This window comes from Pseudomonas sp. R2-60-08W (assembly GCF_003852335.1).
GTDB lineage: Bacteria > Pseudomonadota > Gammaproteobacteria > Pseudomonadales > Pseudomonadaceae > Aquipseudomonas.
This window is the reverse complement of sequence record NZ_CP027731.1, coordinates 4,349,446-4,371,927: the sequence shown is the minus strand read 5'-3', so window position 1 is coordinate 4,371,927 and position 22,482 is coordinate 4,349,446. Positions and strand designations below refer to the sequence as shown.

General features: G+C 59.6%; 21 protein-coding genes. 14 read left to right on the top strand and 7 right to left on the bottom strand.

The features are described 5' to 3' along the window. Nucleotides 1-5 precede the first annotated feature (5 nt). Complete coding sequence (locus C4J90_RS19850) at nucleotides 6-1,379, top strand: MFS transporter (protein WP_124415406.1); 1,374 nt, start codon at nucleotides 6-8, stop codon at nucleotides 1,377-1,379. Nucleotides 1,380-1,440: 61 nt separating this feature from the next. Here C4J90_RS19850 and C4J90_RS19845 read toward each other — a convergent pair whose 3' ends face one another. The 4 genes from C4J90_RS19845 to flgA all read right to left on the bottom strand — a co-directional run bounded on the left by C4J90_RS19845 (nucleotide 1,441) and on the right by flgA (nucleotide 4,023). After that, on the bottom strand, nucleotides 1,441-2,190 hold the full coding sequence (locus tag C4J90_RS19845; RefSeq protein WP_124364039.1) for a flagellar brake protein: 750 nt from the start codon (nucleotides 2,188-2,190) through the stop codon (nucleotides 1,441-1,443). Nucleotides 2,191-2,286: 96 nt separating this feature from the next. Further along, a complete protein-coding gene (locus C4J90_RS19840) occupies nucleotides 2,287-2,757 on the bottom strand; it encodes a flagella synthesis protein FlgN (protein ID WP_124368049.1) in 471 nt (156 codons plus the stop codon). Between the two features lie 48 nt (nucleotides 2,758-2,805). After that, the gene (gene flgM / locus C4J90_RS19835; protein ID WP_124364037.1) at nucleotides 2,806-3,129 is read right to left on the bottom strand and encodes a flagellar biosynthesis anti-sigma factor FlgM; all 324 of its coding nucleotides are present in this window, start codon (nucleotides 3,127-3,129) and stop codon (nucleotides 2,806-2,808) included. A gap of 141 nt (nucleotides 3,130-3,270) precedes the next feature. Then, nucleotides 3,271-4,023, bottom strand: a complete 753-nt coding sequence (gene flgA, locus C4J90_RS19830) for a flagellar basal body P-ring formation chaperone FlgA (RefSeq protein ID WP_177412834.1) — start codon at nucleotides 4,021-4,023, stop codon at nucleotides 3,271-3,273. A gap of 97 nt (nucleotides 4,024-4,120) precedes the next feature. Between flgA and C4J90_RS19825 the strand changes: the two genes are divergently transcribed. From C4J90_RS19825 to C4J90_RS19795, 7 genes are all read left to right on the top strand, one after another. After that, nucleotides 4,121-5,053: a chemotaxis protein CheV gene (locus tag C4J90_RS19825; RefSeq protein WP_124364035.1), complete on the top strand. Its 933-nt coding sequence runs from the start codon at nucleotides 4,121-4,123 to the stop codon at nucleotides 5,051-5,053. 43 nt (nucleotides 5,054-5,096) lie between these two features. Beyond that, a complete protein-coding gene (cheR, locus tag C4J90_RS19820; protein WP_124364034.1) occupies nucleotides 5,097-5,924 on the top strand; it encodes a protein-glutamate O-methyltransferase CheR in 828 nt (275 codons plus the stop codon). A gap of 308 nt (nucleotides 5,925-6,232) precedes the next feature. After that, on the top strand, nucleotides 6,233-6,640 hold the full coding sequence (flgB, locus tag C4J90_RS19815) for a flagellar basal body rod protein FlgB (protein ID WP_057726450.1): 408 nt from the start codon (nucleotides 6,233-6,235) through the stop codon (nucleotides 6,638-6,640). A gap of 3 nt (nucleotides 6,641-6,643) precedes the next feature. After that, entirely contained in the window at nucleotides 6,644-7,087 is a 444-nt protein-coding gene (gene flgC, locus C4J90_RS19810) for a flagellar basal body rod protein FlgC (RefSeq protein WP_024076985.1), read from the top strand. A 16-nt stretch (nucleotides 7,088-7,103) separates the two neighbouring features. Continuing rightward, complete coding sequence (gene flgD, locus C4J90_RS19805; protein ID WP_124420637.1) at nucleotides 7,104-7,823, top strand: flagellar hook assembly protein FlgD; 720 nt, start codon at nucleotides 7,104-7,106, stop codon at nucleotides 7,821-7,823. A gap of 31 nt (nucleotides 7,824-7,854) precedes the next feature. Then, nucleotides 7,855-9,165: a flagellar hook protein FlgE gene (gene flgE / locus C4J90_RS19800; protein ID WP_124364032.1), complete on the top strand. Its 1,311-nt coding sequence runs from the start codon at nucleotides 7,855-7,857 to the stop codon at nucleotides 9,163-9,165. A 174-nt stretch (nucleotides 9,166-9,339) separates the two neighbouring features. Further along, a complete protein-coding gene (locus tag C4J90_RS19795) occupies nucleotides 9,340-10,380 on the top strand; it encodes a hypothetical protein (protein ID WP_124420636.1) in 1,041 nt (346 codons plus the stop codon). Nucleotides 10,381-10,474: 94 nt separating this feature from the next. Here C4J90_RS19795 and C4J90_RS19790 read toward each other — a convergent pair whose 3' ends face one another. Next, entirely contained in the window at nucleotides 10,475-13,366 is a 2,892-nt protein-coding gene (locus C4J90_RS19790; RefSeq protein WP_124364030.1) for a ribonucleoside-diphosphate reductase subunit alpha, read from the bottom strand. Nucleotides 13,367-13,940: 574 nt separating this feature from the next. Between C4J90_RS19790 and C4J90_RS19785 the strand changes: the two genes are divergently transcribed. After that, a complete protein-coding gene (locus C4J90_RS19785; RefSeq protein ID WP_124420635.1) occupies nucleotides 13,941-14,666 on the top strand; it encodes a response regulator in 726 nt (241 codons plus the stop codon). Then, a complete protein-coding gene (locus C4J90_RS19780) occupies nucleotides 14,663-16,273 on the top strand; it encodes an ATP-binding protein (protein ID WP_124420634.1) in 1,611 nt (536 codons plus the stop codon). The genes C4J90_RS19785 and C4J90_RS19780 overlap by 4 nt, the downstream gene beginning before the upstream one ends. A 52-nt stretch (nucleotides 16,274-16,325) precedes the next feature. Here the strand turns inward: C4J90_RS19780 and C4J90_RS19775 are convergent, their stop codons facing one another. Further along, a complete protein-coding gene (locus C4J90_RS19775; protein WP_124420633.1) occupies nucleotides 16,326-17,042 on the bottom strand; it encodes a 4'-phosphopantetheinyl transferase in 717 nt (238 codons plus the stop codon). A 138-nt stretch (nucleotides 17,043-17,180) separates the two neighbouring features. Here C4J90_RS19775 and C4J90_RS19770 point away from each other — a divergent pair, with 138 nt between their 5' ends. Genes C4J90_RS19770 through C4J90_RS19760 form a run of 3 tightly spaced genes read left to right on the top strand, consistent with a single transcriptional unit; the run spans nucleotide 17,181 to nucleotide 19,528 of the window. Then, on the top strand, nucleotides 17,181-17,489 hold the full coding sequence (locus C4J90_RS19770; protein WP_124364026.1) for a hypothetical protein: 309 nt from the start codon (nucleotides 17,181-17,183) through the stop codon (nucleotides 17,487-17,489). 18 nt (nucleotides 17,490-17,507) lie between these two features. Further along, nucleotides 17,508-18,185: a response regulator gene (locus C4J90_RS19765; protein WP_010208358.1), complete on the top strand. Its 678-nt coding sequence runs from the start codon at nucleotides 17,508-17,510 to the stop codon at nucleotides 18,183-18,185. Then, nucleotides 18,182-19,528 (top strand): ATP-binding protein, encoded by a 1,347-nt coding sequence (locus C4J90_RS19760; protein WP_124415402.1) that lies wholly within the window; start codon nucleotides 18,182-18,184, stop codon nucleotides 19,526-19,528. The genes C4J90_RS19765 and C4J90_RS19760 overlap by 4 nt, the downstream gene beginning before the upstream one ends. A gap of 138 nt (nucleotides 19,529-19,666) precedes the next feature. Here the strand turns inward: C4J90_RS19760 and C4J90_RS19755 are convergent, their stop codons facing one another. Further along, nucleotides 19,667-20,665: an AraC family transcriptional regulator gene (locus C4J90_RS19755; RefSeq protein WP_124420632.1), complete on the bottom strand. Its 999-nt coding sequence runs from the start codon at nucleotides 20,663-20,665 to the stop codon at nucleotides 19,667-19,669. Nucleotides 20,666-21,005: 340 nt separating this feature from the next. Here C4J90_RS19755 and C4J90_RS19750 point away from each other — a divergent pair, with 340 nt between their 5' ends. Then, nucleotides 21,006-22,337 (top strand): dicarboxylate/amino acid:cation symporter, encoded by a 1,332-nt coding sequence (locus C4J90_RS19750; RefSeq protein WP_124364023.1) that lies wholly within the window; start codon nucleotides 21,006-21,008, stop codon nucleotides 22,335-22,337. Nucleotides 22,338-22,482: the final 145 nt, after the last annotated feature.

The following is a 22,482-nucleotide window of genomic DNA, read 5'->3' as shown; positions in this document are numbered from 1 at the left end:
CGCCGATGCGCCAAATCTGGAAATCTTTTCGAGCCCTCTATTTCGCCTCCCTGATGATGCTGATCGGCTCCGGCCTGCTCAGTACTTATCTGGCCTTGCGTTTGGCGGCGGATAACGTCGATAGCCTGTGGGTCGGTGCGCTGATGGCGGCCAACTACTTTGGCCTGGTGCTGGGTGGCAAGATCGGGCACCGTTTGATTGCGCGTGTCGGCCATATACGCGCCTACGCGACCTGCGCCGGTATCGTCGGCGCGGCCGTGCTGGGTCATGGCTTGATCGACTGGCTACCGGCGTGGATCGTATTGCGGGTGATCGTGGGCCTGGGGATGATGTGCCAGTACATGGTCATCGAAAGCTGGCTCAACGAGCAGGCCGATGCCAAGCAGCGCGGCGTAGTGTTCAGCGGCTACATGATCGCCTCTTACCTCGGTCTGGTGCTGGGCCAGCTGATCCTGGTCATGCATCCCCACCTGGGTCTTGAACTGCTGATGCTGGTGGCGCTGTGCTTCGCCCTCTGCCTGGTGCCGGTAGCCATGACCCGCCGCATTCACCCGGCGCCGTTGCATCCGGCGCCGATGGAGCCGCGTTTCTTTATCAAGCGTGTGCCCCAGTCGCTCAGCACAGTGCTGGGGGCAGGGCTGATCGTCGGCTCGTTCTACGGCTTGGCACCGCTCTATGCCTCCCAGCAGGGGTTGACGACCGAACAGGTCGGTTTGTTCATGGGCTCCTGTATTTTCGCGGGACTGCTCGTGCAGTGGCCGCTGGGCTGGTTGTCGGACCGCTATGACCGCGCACTGCTGATTCGCTGCTTTGCCTTGTGCTTGGCCGTAGCCGCGCTGCCCTTGGCGATCATGACCCAGGTCCCTCTGGAAATGCTGTTCGTGGCGGGCTTCCTATGTTCACTCGTGCAGTTTTGTCTTTACCCGTTGGCAGTGGCGTTTTCCAACGATCATGTGGAAGGTGATCGCAGGGTGTCGCTGACCGCTATGTTGCTGGTGACTTACGGCATTGGGGCCAGTATCGGGCCGCTTCTGGCGGGCGTGCTGATGAAGCTGTTCGGCAGCCAGATGCTGTACGCCTTCTTCAGTTTGTGTGCGTTGATCCTGGTATGGCGTATTCGGCCGAAGGCGGTGACTAACCTGCACCAGGTAGACGATGCGCCGCTGCATCACGTGGCGATGCCTGACAGCATGTCCAGTTCGCCGTTGGTGGCCGCCCTTGACCCACGGGTAGATGAGCAGGTGGTACAGGAGCAGATGCAGGCCACTGTTCCTGAGCCAGAGCCCGAACCCACGGTGGACGAGCCGGCTGCGCAGACGCCACCGGAGTCAACTGACCCGGACGATCATCCCCATGATTTGAGCAGGGCACGCCCCTGAACGAAAAAAACGGGCAGATCCTATCAGGATCTGCCCGTTTTTTTACAGCTGCGTCCAAGGCTTAAAAATCGTCATCCTTGTCGAAGCGTCGAGCTTCGCGCTGCAGTTGATACACAAAACGCTCCACCTGGCGCTGCACCAGGCCGCTCATGTTATGGAAACGCACACCCGCGAAGGTGGTGTTGATCTTGTCTTCGAAATGCAGGTAACGCAGCTCGACAGCGGTGGTCATGTTGCCGAACGGCAGCGCGGCGACAAAGCGGTCATAGACTTGGCCCAGTTGCAAGCGGTCGGAAATGTCGCCTTCAAAGCGCAATTTGCATCCGGTGGCCGAGATATCCAGCAGCTTGCCATTGAACGGTGCCTTGAGCTTCTCGCCGCCCAGTTCGATGTTCACCAATTGCGCCAGCTTCAATGCAGCGCGAAATGCGTTACGACGTTGATGGTAAACCACCTCGCCGGGCATGCCGCCAGTGTAAATGCGGTGGCCGTCTTTTTCGCTGACGCTCAGCGTGCCGTTACTTTCCCAGGCGACCCGCACGCCATCATGGAAACCCTCGATGCGGAAGGGCTCGCCATTTTCCAGGTAACGTTCACCATCGCGCGGGATCATTTCGTCCAGTGCCAGCGTTTTGTTATCCCGATCGATATCCACCAGATAGCTTTGGAAACGTTGGCTGCGTTCGTGGAAAGTGATGATCAATGGATCATGGCTTTCCTGGAGCATTCGCAAAGTGCTGGCGATTTCCAGAGGCGTGGTGAGGACCTTCGGTGGCTGCGGTGCATCTTCCGCATTAAGGGCGTTGAACACGGTTGTTCCATCTCCAGGCAAAATACGACTACACGCAAGAACCGGCATTTTGCCAGTATGTAGCGCACCTTGGATAGCTCGCGCTGTAAACCGGCGTCAGGCTTGGCTGCGGGTGCTTGGCTTGACCAGGCGTGAAGTGGAACCTTGGGCGTTATACAGGGCCGGTGGCTCGCCGCCGTGAAGGATGCGTAACTGGTTGGCGGTGGTGGCTTGCTGAAGCTGGATCGACTGGCCGTTGAGCAGATTGGCTTCCTGGCACTGGGCGAGCAACTGATTGAGTTCTTTGCTTTGCGCCAGCAATTGATCGCCGACCGAAGAATGACTCGCCAGCTGTGCCAGGCCGTCGTGATCGGCGGGCAGGCCCAGGCTGGTGAGGATTTCGCTGCGCTTCTTGCCGTGCTGTTCGAGCAGCACAATCAGCGACTGTTTGCGCGCCAGTATTTCTTCGAGCAAAGGCATATCCCGGCCATACAGGGCCAGGGATTCCTCTTTGAGCAGCTCGAGCAATTGCTGCGTCGGCGCCAGATCATCAATGATCAGTTGAAGCAAATGTTCGTCGTGGTGCATGGCTGGCCTTGGGTTTTAAGCGTCCAGAAGCCCAGCGCAGGCCTTTGCCTAGCGCTCGGCTTCGAAGTTAAGCAGCTTGCTGGCTACACGGTTGCTGTCGACCGTATAAGTGCCATCGGCGATTGCCTGTTTCAACTCGGCCACACGGGCTTTATTGACAATCGGTTGATCGCGCAGCGAGTCAGTGACCTTCTGCAACTGTTGAGCCTCATTGCTCAGGTGTACCGATTCCCCACTTTGGCTCGCGCCCGCTTGCTCTGCCTTGGCGGGCAGGGGCTGAGACTTGGCTTCTACGCTGTCCTTGGTACCGTTGGTGCGCGTATTGCCTGGTAAGGGCTGAGTGCTGTTCAAACGATTGAAATCAATGACCATGATAAAAAAACCTCTGGGTAGTGGACGCTTGCCATGTTTTCGGCCATACCCAAACAAACTTTAGGCTTTAGTGACAATAAACCTGTACGGCGCGGCATCCAACCCACAGTGTAGGAAAAGCGGGCAATTGATTCCAGTCATCTATAGCGCCACCTCGACTTGGCCGGGGGCCGTCACCCGCGCCTTGATCACACGGTTGGAGTTGAGGTTCTTGACCCGGATCTGTTCGCTCATACCGCCATTGGACAGCGCTTCCCCCGGCATTCTTACGTTCAACCCGCCGCTGCTGGCGGAAATCACCACTTGGTCACCCTTGCGAATCACTTCCGCCTGCTCCAGATGCACCAGCGTGATCACCTGATCGGTGACCATTGGTCGGGTGAGTCGCTGCCCGATAGCCTGGTCCAGGGAGGTCAGGTAACCCTGATTGATCAGGCTGATATCCCGCTCACGCAGCACAACATCGTCATAGCCAATAATGCCGGTGCGCTTCAAAGGGCGCGCCACCACGACCACGTCGCGGAACAATTTGACCTGGGCCGGCACAAACACCGTCCAGGGGGAGGCGCTCTCACAGCGGACTTTAACGGTTACCCGACCGATGGGCTGGGCGGGACTTTCCAGGGTGGCTGTCAATTCCTTGTCGCACATTGGCAGGCGCAGGCGCGGGTCCAATGGGTTGACCTGGATTTCATAGCGGCCCGGTGTCTGGGTGGTTGCCAGATAATCTTCTACAGTGAATTCAAGAAAGCCCTGGGTGACGCCGATAAGTAGATCAGGCAGGGTGACGTTGTCGGCACGAGCCGCGACGCCCACGCCCCAGACAAGCAGCGCCATCGCGGCGCAGAGCAGTCTGCGGTACTTTGGGCGGCAGGGATGTCGGGAAACTGTCATTTTAATATCCAAAGCCAACCGAATAGCAAAACTTAGCAAAGCTCGTGCCGTTTAGTGTTGGGTACGCATCGTACCTCTGGGATTTAGGAGTCTGGGCATGGCAGGAGTAATGGATTCAGTAAACCAGCGCACACAGCTGGTAGGGCAGAATCGCCTGGAGTTGTTGCTATTTCGCCTGGACGGCAAGCAGCTGTACGGCATTAACGTGTTCAAAGTGCGGGAAGTGTTGCAGTGCCCCAAGCTGACGATCATGCCTAAATCCAGCCCGGTGGTGTGCGGCGTAGCCAATATCCGTGGCGCGACCATTCCGATTCTTGATTTGGCAATGGCCACCGGCTCCGCTGGTTTGCAGGACCGTCAGAACCCGTTCGTTATCATTACCGAATACAACACCAAGACCCAGGGGTTCCTGGTGCGCTCGGTGGAACGTATCGTCAATATGAACTGGGAAGAGATCCATCCGCCGCCCAAGGGCACCGGGCGCGATCATTACCTGACGGCCGTGACGCGGGTTGATAACCAGTTGGTGGAAATCATCGACGTAGAGAAAATTCTCGCCGAAGTCGCGCCCACGTCGGAGACCATTTCGGTCGGTGTGGTGGATGCCGAGACAGCGCACAAGGCGGTGTCCCTGCGCGTGTTGACCGTGGACGACTCCTCTGTCGCCCGCAAGCAGGTCACGCGTTGCCTGCAAACCATCGGCGTCGATGTGGTGGCCCTCAATGACGGGCGCCAAGCCTTGGATTACCTGCGCAAGTTGGTCGATGAGGGCAAGAAGCCGGAAGAAGAATTTCTGATGATGATCTCCGACATTGAAATGCCGGAAATGGACGGCTATACCCTTACAGCTGAAATACGCAACGATCCACGCATGCAAAAATTACATATCATCCTGCATACTTCGTTGTCGGGGGTATTCAATCAGGCAATGGTCAAGAAGGTCGGCGCAGATGACTTCCTGGCTAAATTCCGGCCTGATGACCTCGCATCCCGGGTAGTCGACCGGATCAAGGCAGCAGATCACGGCTAGGGGGATTTCCCCTGGCGGTCACACGATTTAAGAGGCGGTATCATTGTCTACGGGTAATTTGGATTTCGAACAGTTCCGGGTCTTCCTGGAAAAAGCCTGTGGCATATTGCTCGGTGAAAACAAGCAATACCTGGTATCCAGCCGTCTCAACAAACTGATGGAACAGCAGGGCATCAAGTCCCTGGGTGAGTTGGTCCAGCGGATCCAGGGGCAGCCGCGCAGCGGGCTCAAGGAGATGGTGGTCGATGCCATGACCACTAACGAAACCCTGTGGTTTCGCGATACCTACCCGTTTGAGGTGCTCAAGAACAAAGTGCTGCCGGCGGCCATCAAGGCCAGCCCGGGCCAGCGCCTGCGTATCTGGTCGGCGGCGTGCTCTTCCGGACAGGAACCGTATTCGATCTCGATGTCCATCGACGAGTTCGAACGGACCAACATGGGACAGTTAAAGGCCGGCGCGCAAATCGTGGCGACCGACTTGTCCGGCACCATGCTCACCAACTGCAAGACGGGTGAATACGACAGCCTGGCCCTGGGCCGGGGTTTGTCCCCGGAGCGTCTGCAGCGCTACTTTGATCCGAAAGGGGCAGGGCGCTGGGCGATCAAGGCGCCGATCAAGAATCGCGTGGAGTTTCGCTCGTTCAACCTGCTCGACAGCTACGCCAGCCTGGGCAAGTTCGACATGGTGTTCTGCCGCAACGTGCTGATTTATTTCTCGGCCGAAGTGAAGAAGGACATCCTGTTGCGCATCCATGGCACGCTCAAGCGTGGCGGGTATCTGTTCCTCGGCGCTTCGGAAGCCTTGAACGGATTGCCGGATCACTACCAGATGGTGCAGTGCAGCCCGGGAATCATCTACCAGGCCAAATAACAAAGTTTACGCGGTAAAAATGTGGGAGGGGGCTTGCTCCCGATGGCGGTGGGTCAGTCAGCTATTCATGACATGACACATCGCTATCGGGGGCAAGCCCCCTCCCACATTTGTTTGCCACCATCCCACCGGAAGCGGCAAATTGTATTGCCGCTTTACTGGCGCCACGCGGAAAGTACTTGCCGCTTTTCTGGCATTGCCGCCGGCAACCTCCCCGCCAGCCCTTGATATACGGGACCCCCGCAGATTGGCATGCACCTTGCTATAGCCCTGTTAACGAATAGCAGGTCAGCCTAAAGGTTTCCGCCATGAGCATCAGCTTCGATAAAGCGCTCGGTATCCACGAACAAGCCCTGGGCTTCCGCGCCCAGCGTGCCGAAGTCCTGGCCAACAACATTGCCAACGCCGATACCCCGAACTACAAGGCTCGGGATCTGGACTTCTCCGCCGTGCTCGCCGCGCAGCAGGACAAGACCAAGAACGGCACCTTCGCCTTGAACATGACCAACAGCCGTCATATCGAAGCGCAAGGCCTGAGCAGTGGTGACGAGTCGCTGCTGTATCGCACGCCAATGCAGCCATCGATCGACCAGAACACCGTCGATGCCCAGCTGGAACAATCGAACTACGCCGAAAACTCGGTGAATTTCCAGGCCAGCTTTACCCTGCTCAACAGCAAATTCAAAGGGCTGATGTCAGCCCTGCGTGGAGAATAAGCCATGTCCCTGTCCAGTGTTTTCAATATTGCCGGCAGTGGCATGAGCGCGCAGACCACGCGTTTGAACACCGTCGCCAGTAACATCGCCAACGCCGAGACTGTGTCTTCGAGCATTGACCAGACTTACCGCGCCCGGCATCCAGTATTCGCCACCATGTTCCAGGGCGGCCAGAGCGGTGGCAGTGATTCGTTGTTCCAGAACCAGGATGCCGCCGGTCAAGGCGTACAGGTGCTGGGCGTGGTCGAAGACCAGAGCAACCTCGAAGCGCGTTACGAGCCCAACCATCCGGCGGCGAACGAAAAGGGTTACGTCTATTACCCCAACGTCAATGTGGTCGAGGAAATGGCCGACATGATTTCCGCCAGTCGCTCGTTCCAGACCAACGCGGAAATGATGAACACCGCCAAAACCATGATGCAGAAGGTCCTGACCCTGGGTCAGTGATAAGGGGCGCCAAATAATGGCCATCGTTGATACGTCGAACAATACGGCAGTCCAGGACCTCTTCAATTCCAAGGTCAAGGACGCTTCAAACAATGTAGCGAATGTTTCCAAGGCCGCCACCGGCGACCAGGCCCTCGGCAAGGATGCATTCCTGCAATTGCTGGTGACCCAGCTGAAAAACCAGAACCCCTTGTCGCCACAGGATAACGGTGCGTTCGTGGCCCAGCTGGCGCAGTTCAGCAGCCTGGAAGGCATCAACACCCTGAATGACTCGGTGAATAACATCTCGAGCAACTTCAGTTCTTCCCAGGCGCTGCAGGCTTCGTCGCTGGTCGGACGCTCGATCATCACCCAGACCGACAAGGCGCTGGTCGATACCAGCAAGAGCATGACCGGTTCGGTGGCGGTGACAGCGGCGACGGGCAACGTCTCGGTCAAGATCACCGATAAAGACGGCAACGTGGTGCGCACCCTCGATCTGGGCGCCCAAAGCGCAGGGGTTTCGGACTTTATCTGGGATGGCAAGAACGAAGCGGGTGAGGTGGCTTCAGCCGGTACTTACACCTTCGCGGCCTCCACCAAGAATGACAAGGGCGACGCGGTTGCCCTGGCCACTTCGCTGCCGGCAACCGTCACCAGCGTGACGCTGAGCAAGACCGGCGGCGAGATGCTGCTGAACCTGGCAGGCGGCATGGGCAGCGTCAAGCTGTCGCAAATTCAGACTATCGGTACATAGAGCCGGCTAAATACGGCAGAGGGAGAGAAACATGTCTTTTAATATCGGCCTTAGCGGCCTCTATGCGGCCAACAAACAACTGGACGTGACCGGCAACAACATCGCCAACGTCGCGACCACGGGTTTCAAGTCGTCTCGTGCAGAGTTCGCGGATATCTACGCAGCGTCCAAACTGGGCACCGGCCAGAACAGCATCGGCAATGGTGTGAACCTGGCGGCGGTATCCCAGCAATTCACCCAGGGTGACGTCAACGGCAGCGGCGGTATCCTGGACATGGCGATCCAGGGCGGTGGCTTCTTCGTACAGAAGGGCAGCGACGGTTCGCTGGAGTACACCCGCAGCGGTGCCTTCCGTGCCGACAAAGACGGCTTCATCACCAACAACACGGGTACCTCGCGCCTGCAGGGTTACGCGGCGGATGATGACGGCAAGATCATCAAGGGCGGGCTCACCGACCTGCAACTGAACCTGACTAACCTGCCGCCCAAGGCGTCCACCAAGGTGGACTCCACCAGTAACCTGAATTCCTCGGAGCCGGTGATCGACCAAACGGCCAAGCCGTTCGACCCCACCAAGACCGATACCTTCACCACTCAATACAGCACCACTTTGTACGACTCCCAGGGCAACGCGCACCCAATGGTGCAGTACCTGGTGAAAACCGACGGCAACAAATGGAATGCCTACACCCTGATCGACGGTCGCAATCCTGATGGTTCGGCACCGACGGGCACCCCATCGACCCCCCCTGTGGCGTCGACATTGACCTTCGATGGCGCGGGCAAACTCACCAGCGTGGTGACCGGTGGTGTGTCCGATAAGACGCTCACCGTTGCAGGCTGGGTGCCGGGCACAGTGACTAATGGTGTGTGGAAGGCTAACGGCGCGAACGCCAACCCGGGCGGGATTGCCGTCAACATGGCCAACATTACCCAATACAATTCGGCCACCTACCGTAACCCTCCGGTCACCGATGGCTATGCCACCGGCCAGATCACCGGCCTGAAGATCGACGGCAACGGCGTAATGTTCGCCACCTTCAGCAACCAGCAGAGCAAGGCCATCGGCCAGATTTCGCTGGCCAGCTTCAACAACGAACAAGGCCTGCAACCCGGCGGCAGCACCACCTGGAAAGAGACCTTCGCTTCGGGCCAGCCTGGGTACGACACTCCGCAAGCCGGCACACTGGGTTCGATCGTGGCCAACTCCCTGGAGAACTCCAACGTCAACCTGACCAACGAACTGGTGGACCTGATCAAGGCCCAAAGCAACTACCAGGCGAACGCCAAAACCATCTCCACCCAGAGCACCATCATGCAGACCATCATTCAGATGACGTGATGCGTTAGCGCTCCACAAGAAGCCCCTCGTAAGAGGGGCTTTTTTGTGCGTGTAAGAAAACATCCGCCGACCCATAAGGTTATGCGCTGAATTGTTTGGCGAGGAACGCACCGTACCCGTCTTGCCACTGATCGGACCAGAGCCTGAGAGGTTCACCAATCATGGGGGCGCGGTATGTGGTGTTCAGGGGTTTTCGGTCCAGAGGCAGGGCGCGCAGTTCTTGGGCCCAGGGGCGCGCACAGGCAGGCATCCGCCACGCCGGCTGACGAGGTAGCCGCAGTCAGGAAGCTGCTCAACGACATGTTTGATGCGCAGCAAACAGGTAAGACGCAAGCGGTGCAAGACGCCCGGGATAAATTGAACAAGCTGCGTGAACAGCTGGGTGATAAAAAACTCGAGGAGATGCTTAACAAGCTCATCGACAACAACGATGACAAGTTTCTCGAATTTCTACGGCGGCTGTTGAAGGAGTTGTTTCCCGATGAAGATGTAACGCCACCCGCGCCATCGCCCACGCCGCCAGGCGGCCGTGGAGGCGGTGGGGGTGGACGTAGAGTCAACCCGGGTGGGTTCGGGCCCAGCGAGTCTACGAGTAACAAGCCAATCACCGAAGGCTCGAGGCATTTCAATTACAAGCCCGACAACAGTAATCCCGGGAAGAAACCCGACAATATCTGGAGCGGTTTCAGCCAAGGACCTGATGGTAACTGTGTCACCGTTTCTGCCATAAAAGCCGCCATGATGCAGTTCGGTCAAAAACCTACAGACGTCTTCAAGGACGTTAAAGAGACGAGCAAGGGGTATGACGTCACGATGCGAGATGGCTTCAAGCTTTCACTGACCAAGGATGAGGTGAGGCAGGCGGCGACACACGCTCGTTTCAAGGGCGATGACCCCGCGATGATGACAAATGCCAATTTTATGTACGCCGCGAGTGCCAAGCGGGCGCAGATGGAAAACAATGATGGCACCGCCGGGCGCAGCTTTCAGGCTGCGATGAACAGCCTTAACAACGGTGAGTATTCACGCGAGGGTCTTGACCGCTTGGGTCTGAAAGGTCATTACCGGCCTGCGACCGATGCCGACTTGAGAAATAGCAAGGTAGGAACCGTAGAGTACGGCGGTCACTCAATGGCCGTGATCAACGGCAGGATTGAACTGTGGGGGCGCCGCGGCGGTGTGCCCCAGTCGGGTATTGCGACCATATTGTTCTAGGGAATATTTTGTTGAATGAAAAAAGCCCCCGATACACTGAAAGCGCATCGGGGGCCTTACAACCTTGAGCTGTTAAACCCAGGGTCGGCTCAGCTTATTGGCAAGCTTCGCAATCCGGCTCGTCAATCGCACAAGCCTTCGGCACCGGTGCCGGGCCGGCAGGCGCAGCGAGTACCGAATCATCACCATGGTTGCCGCTGGAAACAGCGTTGAGCTTACCGGTGTTGATGGTCGACTTCTCGGTGCTGGTCGCGGCCAGGGCACGGAGGTAGTACGTGGTTTTCAGGCCACGGTACCAGGCCATGCGGTAGGTCACGTCGAGCTTCTTGCCCGAAGCGCCGGCGATGTACAGGTTCAGGGACTGCGCCTGGTCGATCCACTTCTGACGACGGCTGGCGGCGTCAACGATCCACTTGGTGTCCACTTCGAACGCAGTGGCGTAGAGCTCTTTGAGTTCCTGCGGGATGCGCTCGATCTGCTGCACCGAACCATCGTAGTACTTCAGGTCGTTGATCATCACCGAGTCCCACAGGCCGCGGGCTTTCAGGTCGCGGACCAGGTACGGGTTGATCACGGTGAATTCGCCCGACAGGTTCGATTTCACATACAGGTTCTGATAGGTCGGTTCGATCGACTGCGAAACGCCAGTGATGTTGGCGATGGTCGCGGTCGGTGCGATGGCCATGATGTTGGAGTTACGAATACCTTTCTGCACACGGGCACGTACTGGCGCCCAGTCCAGGGATTCTTCCAGGTCAACATCGATGTACTTCTGGCCACGTTGCTCGATCAGGATCTGTTGCGAATCCAGCGGCAGGATGCCCTTGGACCATAGCGAACCCTGGAACGTCTCGTAGGCACCGCGCTCGTCGGCCAGGTCGCAGGACGCCTGGATTGCGTAGTAACTGACCGCTTCCATGGACTTGTCGGCGAACTCGACGGCAGCATCGGAACCGTAAGGAATGTGCTGCAGGTACAAGGCGTCCTGGAAGCCCATGATGCCCAGGCCGACCGGACGGTGCTTGAAGTTGGAGTTCTGCGCCTGTGGCACCGAGTAGTAGTTGATGTCGATCACGTTATCGAGCATGCGTACGGCGGTGTTGACAGTGCGTTCCAGCTTGGCGGTGTCCAGCTTGCCGTTGACGATATGATTCGGCAGGTTGATCGAGCCCAGGTTGCAAACGGCGATCTCGTCCTTGTTGGTGTTCAAGGTGATCTCGGTGCACAGGTTCGAGCTGTGGACCACGCCGACGTGCTGCTGCGGGCTGCGCAGGTTGCACGGGTCTTTGAAGGTCAGCCATGGGTGGCCGGTTTCGAACAGCATGGACAGCATTTTGCGCCACAGGTCTTTGGCCTGGATGGTCTTGAACAGCTTGACCTTGCCTGGGTACTCGGTGAGGGCTTCGTAGTACTCATAGCGCTCTTCGAAGGCCTTGCCGGTCAGGTCGTGCAGGTCCGGAACTTCGGATGGCGAGAACAGGGTCCACTTGCCGTCATCGAAGACACGCTTCATGAACAGGTCAGGGATCCAGTTGGCGGTGTTCATGTCGTGGGTACGACGACGATCATCACCGGTGTTCTTGCGCAGCTCGATGAACTCTTCAATGTCCATGTGCCAGGTTTCCAGGTAGGCACACACAGCGCCTTTGCGCTTGCCGCCCTGGTTTACGGCTACGGCGGTATCGTTCACTACTTTGAGGAACGGCACGACGCCCTGGGATTTACCATTGGTGCCCTTGATGTACGAACCCAGTGCACGCACCGGCGTCCAGTCGTTACCCAGGCCACCGGCGAATTTGGACAGCATGGCGTTGTCGTGGATCGCGTGGTAGATGCCCGACAGGTCATCCGGCACGGTGGTCAGGTAGCAGCTCGACAGCTGTGGACGCAGGGTACCGGCGTTGAACAGGGTCGGCGTGGACGACATGTAGTCGAAGGACGACAACAGGTTGTAGAACTCGATCGCACGGTCTTCTTTATGTTTCTCTTCGATCGCCAGGCCCATGGCCACGCGCATGAAGAACACTTGCGGCAGTTCGAAGCGGATACCGTCCTTGTGGATGAAGTAACGGTCGTACAGGGTTTGCAGGCCCAGGTAGGTGAACTGCTGGTCGCGCTCGTGGTTGATCGCCTTGCCGAGTTTTTCCAGGTCGAAGGTGGCCAGGATCGGGTTCAGCAATTCGAATTCGATACCCTTGGCGATGTAGGCGGGCAGCGCCTTGGCGTACAGGTCAGCCATCTCGTGGTGGGTGGCGCTGTCGGCCACGCCCAGGAAACCCAGGCCTTCGGCGCGCAGGGTGTCCATCAGCAGGCGCGCGGTGACGAACGAGTAGTTCGGCTCACGCTCGACCAGGGTACGGGCAGTCATCACCAGGGCGGTGTTGACGTCGGTCAGGGCCACGCCGTCGTACAGGTTCTTCAGGGTTTCGCGCTGGATCAGGTCGCCGTCGACTTCTTCCAGGCCTTCGCAGGCCTCGGTAATGATGGTGTTGAGGCGGCCCAGGTCCAGCGGCGCAAAGCTGCCATCGGCCAGGGTGATGCGGATCGAAGGATGCGCCTGGACGGATTCGGCGGCCGGCGCGTGCACGGCACGTTCCTTGGCCCGGGAATCACGGTAGATCACGTAGTCACGGGCAACTTTCTGCTCGCCGGCACGCATCAGGGCCAGTTCGACCTGGTCCTGGATTTCTTCGATGTGGATAGTGCCGCCCGATGGCATGCGACGCTTGAAGGTCGCAGTCACTTGTTCGGTCAGGCGTGCAACCGTGTCATGGATGCGCGACGAGGCGGCAGCGGTGCCGCCTTCAACTGCAAGAAACGCTTTGGTGATGGCGACGGTGATTTTGTCATCGGTGTAAGGAACGACAGTGCCGTTACGCTTGATCACGCGCAATTGGCCAGGTGCAGTGGCGGCCAGATCCATATTCGAATCAGCGGCCTGCGGCACGGAGCCCTGCGGGTTCTCGCGAGTTGTGTCGGTTTGCATGGGGGGTTGTCTCCACGTTCTATATTTGATTGCGAGTGCCAGGCTTTCCTGCAACACCCGTACCGTTTTCCATGACTTGGATGAAAAACAGCTGCCATCCGCGTGAGCGGTTTGGTCTACTGATAATCGGTTGGTTCCACGCTGTGCTAGCAATAAAACGCTTGAATTTCGAGCTGCTTATGTGGTTGGGCGCTTATTTCCAAAACCCTACATGTAGGGTCTCTGGAAGTGCCGAGGTACAAGATAATGCGTTTTGGGGGGCTTAGCAACGCACTACCTGTGGATAACGCTGTGGGTAAAATGTGTATGAATCATGGAACGCCCGTGTAGGCCGCAGTACTGCTGGATTACGCCGCCTGTCACCGAATATTTCCAGGCAAAAACTGTCGGTTGGATTTTTGAGGGCGCGAACCCTATCACAAAAAAACGCCATGACCGAATGGATTTCCAGGCTTGTGTTCAGGGGTTAGCCCGTGGCTACAATCGACCCTCGTTATGCCCTCAATACATGACAACCAGGGTATGCCTCGACCGTGTCGACCATCAGCATTTCTTATAACAATGAGGACACCGCGTGGAGCAAGAACCCTGGCAGATATTGATTGTCGAGGACGACGAGCGGCTGGCCGAGCTGACCCGCGAATACCTGGAGAGCAACGGCCTGCGGGTGTCAGTGGAGAACGACGGCGCCCAGGCCGGAGCGCGCATCGTCGCCGAACAGCCGGACCTGGTGATCCTCGACCTGATGCTGCCGGGCGAAGACGGCCTGAGCATCTGCCGCAAGGTGCGCGAGCGCTATGAGGGCGTGATTCTGATGCTGACGGCGCGTACCGATGAGGTGGACCAAGTGCTCGGCCTGGACCTGGGCGCCGACGACTACGTGTGCAAACCCGTGCGCCCGCGCTTGTTGCTGGCACGCATCCAGGCCCTGCTGCGGCGCAGCGAGCCGGCGTTACCGGTTGTGGTGGAAAACCAGCGCCGCCTGCAATTCGGCCCGCTGGTGGTGGACAACGCCTTGCGCGAGGCCTGGTTGCACCAAAAGGGTATCGAACTGACCAGTGCCGAGTTCGACCTGCTGTGGTTGTTGGTGGCGAATGCCGGGCGCATTCTCTCGCGCGAAGAAATCTTCATTGCCCTGCGTGGCGTTGGCTACGACGGCCAGGATCGCTCGATTGATGTGCGCATCTCACGTATTCGCCCGAAGATCGGCGATGACCCGATCCACCCGCGCCTGATCAAGACCATCCGCAGCAAAGGCTACCTGTTCGTGCCTGAAGCCGCCGCCGATATGCCCCTGTGAACTCGATCTTCCTGCGCATCTACGGCGGCATGTGCGCCGCGCTGATCCTGGTCGCGCTGCTGGGCGTACTGGCGCTGCACTTGCTCAACGATGTGCGCAGCGACCAATACCGCGAGCGCCTGGCCCACGGCACCTTTGCGCTGATGGGCGACAACCTGCAGCCCATGAGCGCCCTCGAGCGCCAGCGTGCATTGGCGGTGTGGGAACGATTGCTGGGCATCCCGCTGCAGTTGCGCACCTTCGCTGATGCACAGCTGGACCTGAGCCAGCGCAAGCGTCTGCAACGTGGCCAGGTCCTGGTGGAACAGACCGGGCCCCATGCCGCGCGCGTAGTGCGCCTGGTCAGCGAACCGGAGCAATTGGTGCTCACCGGCGAAGTGCAGCAAATCAGCGAGCAATTGGCCCGCGCCACGATCTACCTGCTGGCCGACGAACTGGTGCGGTTCCCGGTGGCCGAGCAGCCGCAACGTTTGGCTGACCTCAAGCAGGCCAAGGGCTTCGGTTTCGAGATGCATCTGATGGCCCTCGACCAGGCCGATATGGACGACGACCAGCGCCGTCGCGTGGCGGAAGGCGATACGGTGATGGCCCTGGGCAAGGGCGGTGATTCGATCCGCGTGTTCGCCGGCATGGTCGGCACGCCGTGGGTGCTGGAAATCGGCCCGCTGTATCAAATGAATCCGTACCCCGCGCAATGGCTGATCCTGATCGCCCTGATCGGCCTGACCCTGATCGGTTTGATCGTCTACCTGTTGGTGCGTCAGCTCGAGCGCCGGCTCAAGGGGCTGGAGGCGGCGGCCACGCGGATCGCCAAGGGCAATCTGGAAGTTCGCGTACCGGCCCGTGGCGCCGATTCGGTAGGGCGGCTCGCGGCCGCGTTCAATGGCATGGCCGAGCACCTGCAACAATTGCTGGCGATTCAGCGTGAACTGGTGCGTGCGGTGTCCCACGAACTACGCACGCCGGTAGCGCGCCTGCGCTTCGGCCTGGAGATGCTGGGCGATGCCACCACGGCCGAGGCGCGGCGCAAATACTTGGAGGGCATGGACGGGGATATCCAGGACCTGGACGGCCTGGTGGATGAAATGCTCACTTATGCGCGCCTGGAGCAGGGCGCGCCGGCGTTGAACTTCCAGCGCGTCGATCTCGACGCGTTAATTGATCAGGTGGTCGGCGAATTGTCGCCACTGCGCCCGCAGGTCAGCGTCAGCCGGGGTACCTGCCTGTCATCGGCGCATTGGCAGGATGCCTGGGTCGATGCCGAACCCCGCTACCTGCATCGCGCGTTGCAGAATCTGGTGAGTAACGCCATGCGCCACGCCAAGGGCCAGGTGCTGATCAGTTATCAGGTAGGGCAGGTGCGTTGCCGTATCGATGTGGAAGACGATGGTCCCGGCGTACCGGAAAGCGCCTGGGAACGCATCTTCACACCCTTCCTGCGCCTGGACGACAGCCGCACCCGCGCCTCGGGCGGGCATGGCCTGGGCTTGTCGATTGTGCGGCGGATTATCCATTGGCATGGCGGGCGGGCGTTGATCAGCAAGAGCAACAACCTGGGCGGCGCGTGCTTCAGTCTGAGCTGGCCCAGGGATCAGGAGAAACCCTGATATTGCCATGCATTCCAAATGTGGGAGGGGGCTTGCCCCCGATGGCGGTCTATCAAGCGCCGACAGCCACCAGGCTCAACAACTGCTCCCCCTTCACCGCAAACTGCCCCACCAGCTCTTTGCCATGACACCACTCACTGGACAGGTCCGTCAGCAACCGCAGCCGCAACTGCCCCGCCAGTGACCACTCCACCACCTCGGCATGCTCAAAATAGAAGCGCTTCTGCACGATCGGGTAGAGCGCCTTGAACAGACTCTCCTTGGCTGAAAACGTAAGTGTCACCAGCAAGGCGATTTGCTCACGGGGCAGGGCCGCCATGCGCTGCAGTTCATCCACGGTGAGAATTTCGCCCGCTAGGCGTTCCGCCCGTTCCAGCGCCAGCAAGTTCTCCAGGTCCATCCCCAGCCCGCGCCACTGCGCCTTATGCCCGACAATTGCTGCGGCGTGCCCGGTGCTGTGGGTAATGGAGCCGCTGATATGACCTGGCCAGATCGGCGCGCGGTCTTCACCGATGGCCGGGATGCAATCGAGATTATCCAGCCGTTGCAGCGCTTCGCGGGCGCACAGGCGGCCGGCGAGGAATTCCGCCTGGCGCTTGGCCACCGAGCGCTGGATGCTCGCCGGTGGTGGCACGGCGCTGCGCTGAAAATCCTCAGGGTTCAATAAGGCCGGGTCGAAACGCGTGCTCAAGAATACGGTGCCGGGCAAGGGAGCAGGCAGCGGGCAATGGGCATCGAGTGGGGTACAACAGGCGGGTAGGGGCATCATGCGCGACATTTTGCCGAGTTGGCGCGCCAGTGCATAGCCCGTTGCGGTTAAGGCCGGGTTCAGAGCCTGTTCAGGGGGAGTTCAGGGGCGCTTGCGTAGTCTGGACGTCACAGCCTAAACGCGTACGAGGTAACGACCATGACTGCGATCAAGAAGCTGATGTTGGCGTTGACCATGCTCAGTGCCACCGCCGGTGTGCAAGCCAGCGATAGCAGCTTTGCCGGCTTTGGCCGCGAGAAGAACAGGAAATCCAGCAACCTGATCCAGCGTGTCAGCTTCGAAGAAGTGAGCATTCAGGCCGCCCCGTGGGGCCAGTCGCTGAGCGCCGGCGCCCCAAAACCGGGCTACCGCACCGGCTACGCGCTTGAGTCGGGCCACTACAATGGCATTAAACTGCGCCCGCAAGACGTGCAGGGCCGCTATGATATCCCTCGGTCGGACTGTTGAATTGCCTTGGAGAGCCTTATGAAATTGCTGGTGGTGGAAGATGAGGCGCTGTTGCGTCATCACCTGTTTACCCGCCTGACCGACAGCGGCCACGTCGTCGAGGCTGTGGCCAATGCCGAGGAAGCCCTGTACCAGACCGGCCAATTCAACCATGACCTGGCGATCATCGACCTGGGCCTGCCCGGCATGGGCGGCCTGGACCTGATCCGGCAACTGCGCACCCAGGCCAAGACCTTTCCGATCCTCATTCTTACCGCCCGTGGCAATTGGCAGGACAAAGTCGAAGGCCTGGCTGCCGGTGCCGACGACTACGTGGTCAAACCGTTCCAGTTCGAAGAGCTGGAGGCGCGGATGAACGCCTTGCTGCGCCGCTCCAGCGGCTTTACCCAGTCCACTATCGTTGCCGGCCCGCTGCTGCTGGACCTCAATCGTAAGCAAGCCTCGCTGGATGAGCAGCCGCTGGCGCTGACCGCCTATGAATACCGGATCCTCGAGTACCTGATGCGCCATCATCAACAAGTGGTGGCCAAGGACCGCTTGATGGAGCAGCTGTATCCCGATGACGACGAGCGCGACCCGAACGTCATCGAAGTGCTGGTCGGTCGCCTGCGCCGCAAGCTGGAAGGGCCGGCCGGGTTCAAGCCGATCGACACCGTGCGGGGCCTGGGCTACCTGTTCAATGAGCGCTGCCGTTGATTCGCTCGCTACGCGTGCGCCTGATGCTGGCCGCCGCCACCCTGGCGGTGCTGTTCATGCTGGGCTTGCTGCCCGCCATGCAAGGCGCGTTCAGCCTGGCGCTGCAGGATTCCATCGAGCAGCGCCTGGCGTCGGATGTGACCACCTTGATCTCTGCGGCACGCGTGGAAAATAACCGGCTGCTGATGCCGGCGCAGTTGCCCGATGAGCGCTTCAACCTGACCGACAGCCGCCTGCTCGGCTATATCTACGACCGTGAAGGCCACCTGGTGTGGCGTTCGCGGGCGACCCAGGAAGAAAACATCAACTACAAGCCGCGCTACGATGGGCGCGGCAACGAATTTGCGCGCATTCGCGAGGCCAACGGCCAGGAATTTTTCGTCTACGACGTCGAGGTCCGGTTGCTGGGCGGCAAAAGTGCGGCCTTCAGCATCGTCGCCCTGCAACCGGTGCGCGAGTACCAATTGACCCTCGAAGGCCTGCGCGAGAATCTCTACCTGGGGTTCGGCGCGGCGTTGCTGGTGCTGCTGACGTTGCTGTGGCTTGGCTTGACCTGGGGCCTGCAGGCCTTGCGGCGGCTGAGCCAGGAGCTGGACCAGATCGAAGGCGGCACCCGGGAGAGCCTCAGCGAAGAACATCCCCGGGAACTGCTGCGCCTCACCGGTTCCCTCAACCGTTTGCTGCACAGCGAACGCGAGCAGCGTGCGCGCTATCGCGACTCTCTGGATGACCTGGCCCATAGCCTGAAAACCCCGCTGGCGGTACTGCAGGGGGTCAGCGAAGACATGGCCCAGCGCCCCGAAGAACGCAGCCAGGCCTGGGTGCTGCAATCGCAAATCGAGCGCATGAGCCAGCAGATCGGCTATCAATTGCAGCGCGCCAGCCTGCGCAAGAGCGGCCTGGTACGCCACCAGGTCCGTCTGGAACCGGTGCTGCAAAGCCTGTGCGACACGTTGGACAAGGTCTACCGGGACAAACGCGTCACCGTCTCCCTCGAGCTGCCCGACGAGTGCGACGTGCCCATCGAGAAAGGCGCCCTGCTCGAAATGCTCGGCAACCTGCTGGAAAACGCCTATCGCCTATGCCTGAGCGAAGTGCGCATCAGCCTGGTGGAAAACCTCGAGGGCATTGAGTTGTGCATCGAAGACGACGGCCCCGGCGTGCCACCGGATCAGCGCGCGCGGATTCTGCAGCGGGGCGAGCGGCTCGACCGTCAGCATCCAGGGCAGGGGATCGGGCTGGCGGTGGTCAAGGACATCATTGAAAGCTATCACGCACGACTGACCCTGGGTGATTCGGCGCTGGGTGGCGCGGCGTTCAGGATTCATTTTCCCACCGTGTGATCGGTAGTGGCTGGGCTGGCGCTATCGGGGGCAAGCCACCTCCCACAGTGTGAATGTATTCACAAGTCAAACTGTGTGAACCCAGTCAAATGTGGGAGGGGGCTTGCCCCCGATGAGGCCCTCTGCCACAACACTCTTCTAACTCTCCTGCGCCCGATAGGCCCCCGGCGTCAGCCCCGTCCACTTCTTGAACGCCCGATGAAACGCCGACGGCTCGGAGAAGCCCAGTTGTTCGGCGATCTCCTGTAATGACAAATCCGCTCGCCCCAAGTGGTAGATGGCGATGTCCCGCCGCAGCTCATCCTTGAGTGCCTGAAAACTGCTGCCTTCTTCGCGCAAATGCCGACGCAGGGTCTGTGGGCTGATATGCAAATGCTGGGCAACGGCTTCCAGGTCTGGCCAGGGCGTGCGGTCGCGGCTCAACAGGCGGCGCAACTGGCTGCTCAAGCTGTCGCCTTCATCCGGGCGTGACAACAGGTCGGCGGGGGAGCGCTCGAGAAAGTGCTTGAGGGTGCGCTCGTCCTGCAACAGCGGCAGGCTCAAGTAGCGGGCGGGGAACACCAGGCTGCTGTTCGGTGCACCGAATACCAGAGGGCAGGGGAACAACAGGTCATATTCATTGGCATGTGGCGGCATCGGGTAGCTGAACGTGGTCTGGTGCAACCGGATGCGCTGGCCGATCAGCCAACTGCCCAGGCGATGCCAGATCACCAGCAGGCATTCGCTGAGAAAGTGGTCGGGGTCCCAGAGCTGCGAGTCGTCCAGGCTCAAGCGGGCCATGTCGCCTTCCCGTGTCAGCTGCCAGCGCGGGCCGTGTGGGAATAGGCTATAAAACAATAAGCCGCGTTCCAGCGCTTTTTCCAGCGTGCGGCAATGAATCAGCGCATGGCACATCATGGCAAAGGTGCCGCGCTTGCTTGGCCCGTCGGCGAAACCCAGGTATTCGTCATCCAGCGCCTGCCAGAGCAGTTGCAGCAACCGGGTAAATTGCTCCGGAGCGATACGTGCACGGGGTTCGTTCAGCAGTTCGGGGGTGATGCCCGCCTGCTGCAATAGGCCCGAGTAGTCGTAACCGCACCGACGCGCGCCCTCCAGGGCGGCGCGGGCGAAGTGACTGGCGATGGTGCGTTCACGCATGACAGGGCCTCGTCCATGGGAGTGGCGATGGTAGTCATCACCCGACGAGGCGACAAGGCGGATATCCGCCAAATTGCAGGACGCGATTGGGCAGGTAGGCGGAAATCCGCCACCTGGTTCGTGACCCGAGCAGGCCCCGGTAAACCTTCGGGCCTGATGCCTAAAGGCCTTCAGGGTATTTAGCGCAAAGTGGCGCGCCGTTTGCAGTAAGGATGACAGCGCAGGCTTGTTTCTACAAACCTCGCAAACAACAAATCCCTCCAGTGCAGGAGGGTTCGCAATTCAAGTGCCGTGGGCAATGGCGGATATTTGCCACACGGGACGATTGAGGAACTTTGCAATGACGACTCGTCAGCCAATCTACAAATCCCTGTATTTCCAGGTGATCGTTGCAATCGTTATCGGTATTTTGCTTGGTCACTTCTACCCGCAGACCGGCGTGGCCCTCAAGCCACTGGGTGACGGCTTTATCAAGCTGATCAAAATGGTCATCGCCCCGATCATTTTCTGCACCGTGGTCAGCGGCATCGCTGGCATGCAAAGCATGAAATCTGTCGGCAAGACCGGCGGCTATGCGTTGCTGTACTTCGAAGTGGTTTCCACCATCGCGTTGCTGATCGGCCTGATCGTGGTCAACGTCGTGCAACCGGGCGCCGGCATGCACATCGACGTGGCAACCCTGGACGCTTCCAAAGTCGCCGCCTACGTGACGGCCGGTAAAGACCAGAGCATCGTCGGCTTTATCCTCAATGTGATCCCTAACACCATCGTCGGCGCCTTCGCCAACGGCGACATCCTGCAAGTGCTGATGTTCTCGGTGATCTTCGGTTTCGCCCTGCACCGCCTGGGTGCCTATGGCAAGCCGGTGCTGGACTTCATCGATCGCTTCGCCCACGTGATGTTCAACATCATCAACATGATCATGAAGCTCGCGCCAATCGGCGCCCTGGGCGCCATGGCATTCACCATCGGCGCTTACGGTGTGGGTTCCCTGGTGCAGTTGGGCCAGTTGATGATCTGCTTCTACATCACCTGCCTGCTGTTCGTGCTGGTGGTGCTCGGTGCTATCTGCCGCGCCCACGGTTTCAGCGTGATCAAGCTGATCCGCTACATCCGTGAAGAGCTGCTGATCGTACTGGGCACGTCGTCTTCCGAGTCTGCGCTGCCACGCATGCTGATCAAGATGGAGCGTCTGGGCGCGAAGAAATCCGTGGTCGGCCTGGTGATCCCAACCGGCTACTCGTTCAACCTTGACGGTACCTCGATCTACCTGACCATGGCCGCCGTGTTCATCGCCCAGGCGACCGACACCCACATGGACATCACTCACCAGATCACCCTGCTGCTGGTGCTGCTGCTGTCCTCCAAGGGCGCTGCGGGCGTGACGGGCAGTGGTTTCATCGTACTGGCTGCTACCCTGTCGGCCGTCGGCCACTTGCCAGTTGCCGGCCTGGCGCTGATTCTGGGTATCGACCGCTTCATGTCCGAAGCCCGTGCGCTGACCAACCTGGTGGGTAACGCAGTGGCCACCCTCGTTGTGGCCAAGTGGGTCAAGGAACTGGACACCGACAAGCTGCAAAGCGAGCTGGCATCCGGCGGTACCGGTATCTCCGACACCCGCCAGGAAGACGACCTGGGCGTGGCCGAAGGCCCTGCACCTGTCATCAAGTAAGCCGCTGATGGCGTGAACCCGCGCCGCTCGGTTATCCGCAAACGCCCCGATCCGTTCGGGGCGTTTGCGTTTGCGCCGCTGACTTTCGAGCGTTTTGGTTTACATTACGTGGATGCTCCACCAAAGGCCCGGTGAAGACCTGTCT

What these genes read in the sequence shown, in the direction of transcription:
- C4J90_RS19755 (WP_124420632.1), bottom strand. Translation starts at nt 20,665, where the DNA reads ATGCGTGAACGCACCATCGCCAGTCACTTCGCCCGCGCCGCCCTGGAG.
- C4J90_RS19840 (WP_124368049.1), bottom strand. Translation starts at nt 2,757, where the DNA reads ATGCACCACGACGAACATTTGCTTCAACTGATCATTGATGATCTGGCG.
- flgC (WP_024076985.1), top strand. Translation starts at nt 6,644, where the DNA reads ATGTCCCTGTCCAGTGTTTTCAATATTGCCGGCAGTGGCATGAGCGCG.
- C4J90_RS19825 (WP_124364035.1), top strand. Translation starts at nt 4,121, where the DNA reads ATGGCAGGAGTAATGGATTCAGTAAACCAGCGCACACAGCTGGTAGGG.
- flgD (WP_124420637.1), top strand. Translation starts at nt 7,104, where the DNA reads ATGGCCATCGTTGATACGTCGAACAATACGGCAGTCCAGGACCTCTTC.
- C4J90_RS19775 (WP_124420633.1), bottom strand. Translation starts at nt 17,042, where the DNA reads ATGATGCCCCTACCCGCCTGTTGTACCCCACTCGATGCCCATTGCCCG.
- C4J90_RS19765 (WP_010208358.1), top strand. Translation starts at nt 17,508, where the DNA reads ATGAAATTGCTGGTGGTGGAAGATGAGGCGCTGTTGCGTCATCACCTG.
- C4J90_RS19790 (WP_124364030.1), bottom strand. Translation starts at nt 13,366, where the DNA reads ATGCAAACCGACACAACTCGCGAGAACCCGCAGGGCTCCGTGCCGCAG.
- C4J90_RS19850 (WP_124415406.1), top strand. Translation starts at nt 6, where the DNA reads ATGCGCCAAATCTGGAAATCTTTTCGAGCCCTCTATTTCGCCTCCCTG.
- C4J90_RS19750 (WP_124364023.1), top strand. Translation starts at nt 21,006, where the DNA reads ATGACGACTCGTCAGCCAATCTACAAATCCCTGTATTTCCAGGTGATC.
- flgA (WP_177412834.1), bottom strand. Translation starts at nt 4,023, where the DNA reads ATGACAGTTTCCCGACATCCCTGCCGCCCAAAGTACCGCAGACTGCTC.
- flgM (WP_124364037.1), bottom strand. Translation starts at nt 3,129, where the DNA reads ATGGTCATTGATTTCAATCGTTTGAACAGCACTCAGCCCTTACCAGGC.
- flgB (WP_057726450.1), top strand. Translation starts at nt 6,233, where the DNA reads ATGAGCATCAGCTTCGATAAAGCGCTCGGTATCCACGAACAAGCCCTG.
- C4J90_RS19795 (WP_124420636.1), top strand. Translation starts at nt 9,340, where the DNA reads ATGTGGTGTTCAGGGGTTTTCGGTCCAGAGGCAGGGCGCGCAGTTCTT.
- flgE (WP_124364032.1), top strand. Translation starts at nt 7,855, where the DNA reads ATGTCTTTTAATATCGGCCTTAGCGGCCTCTATGCGGCCAACAAACAA.
- C4J90_RS19770 (WP_124364026.1), top strand. Translation starts at nt 17,181, where the DNA reads ATGACTGCGATCAAGAAGCTGATGTTGGCGTTGACCATGCTCAGTGCC.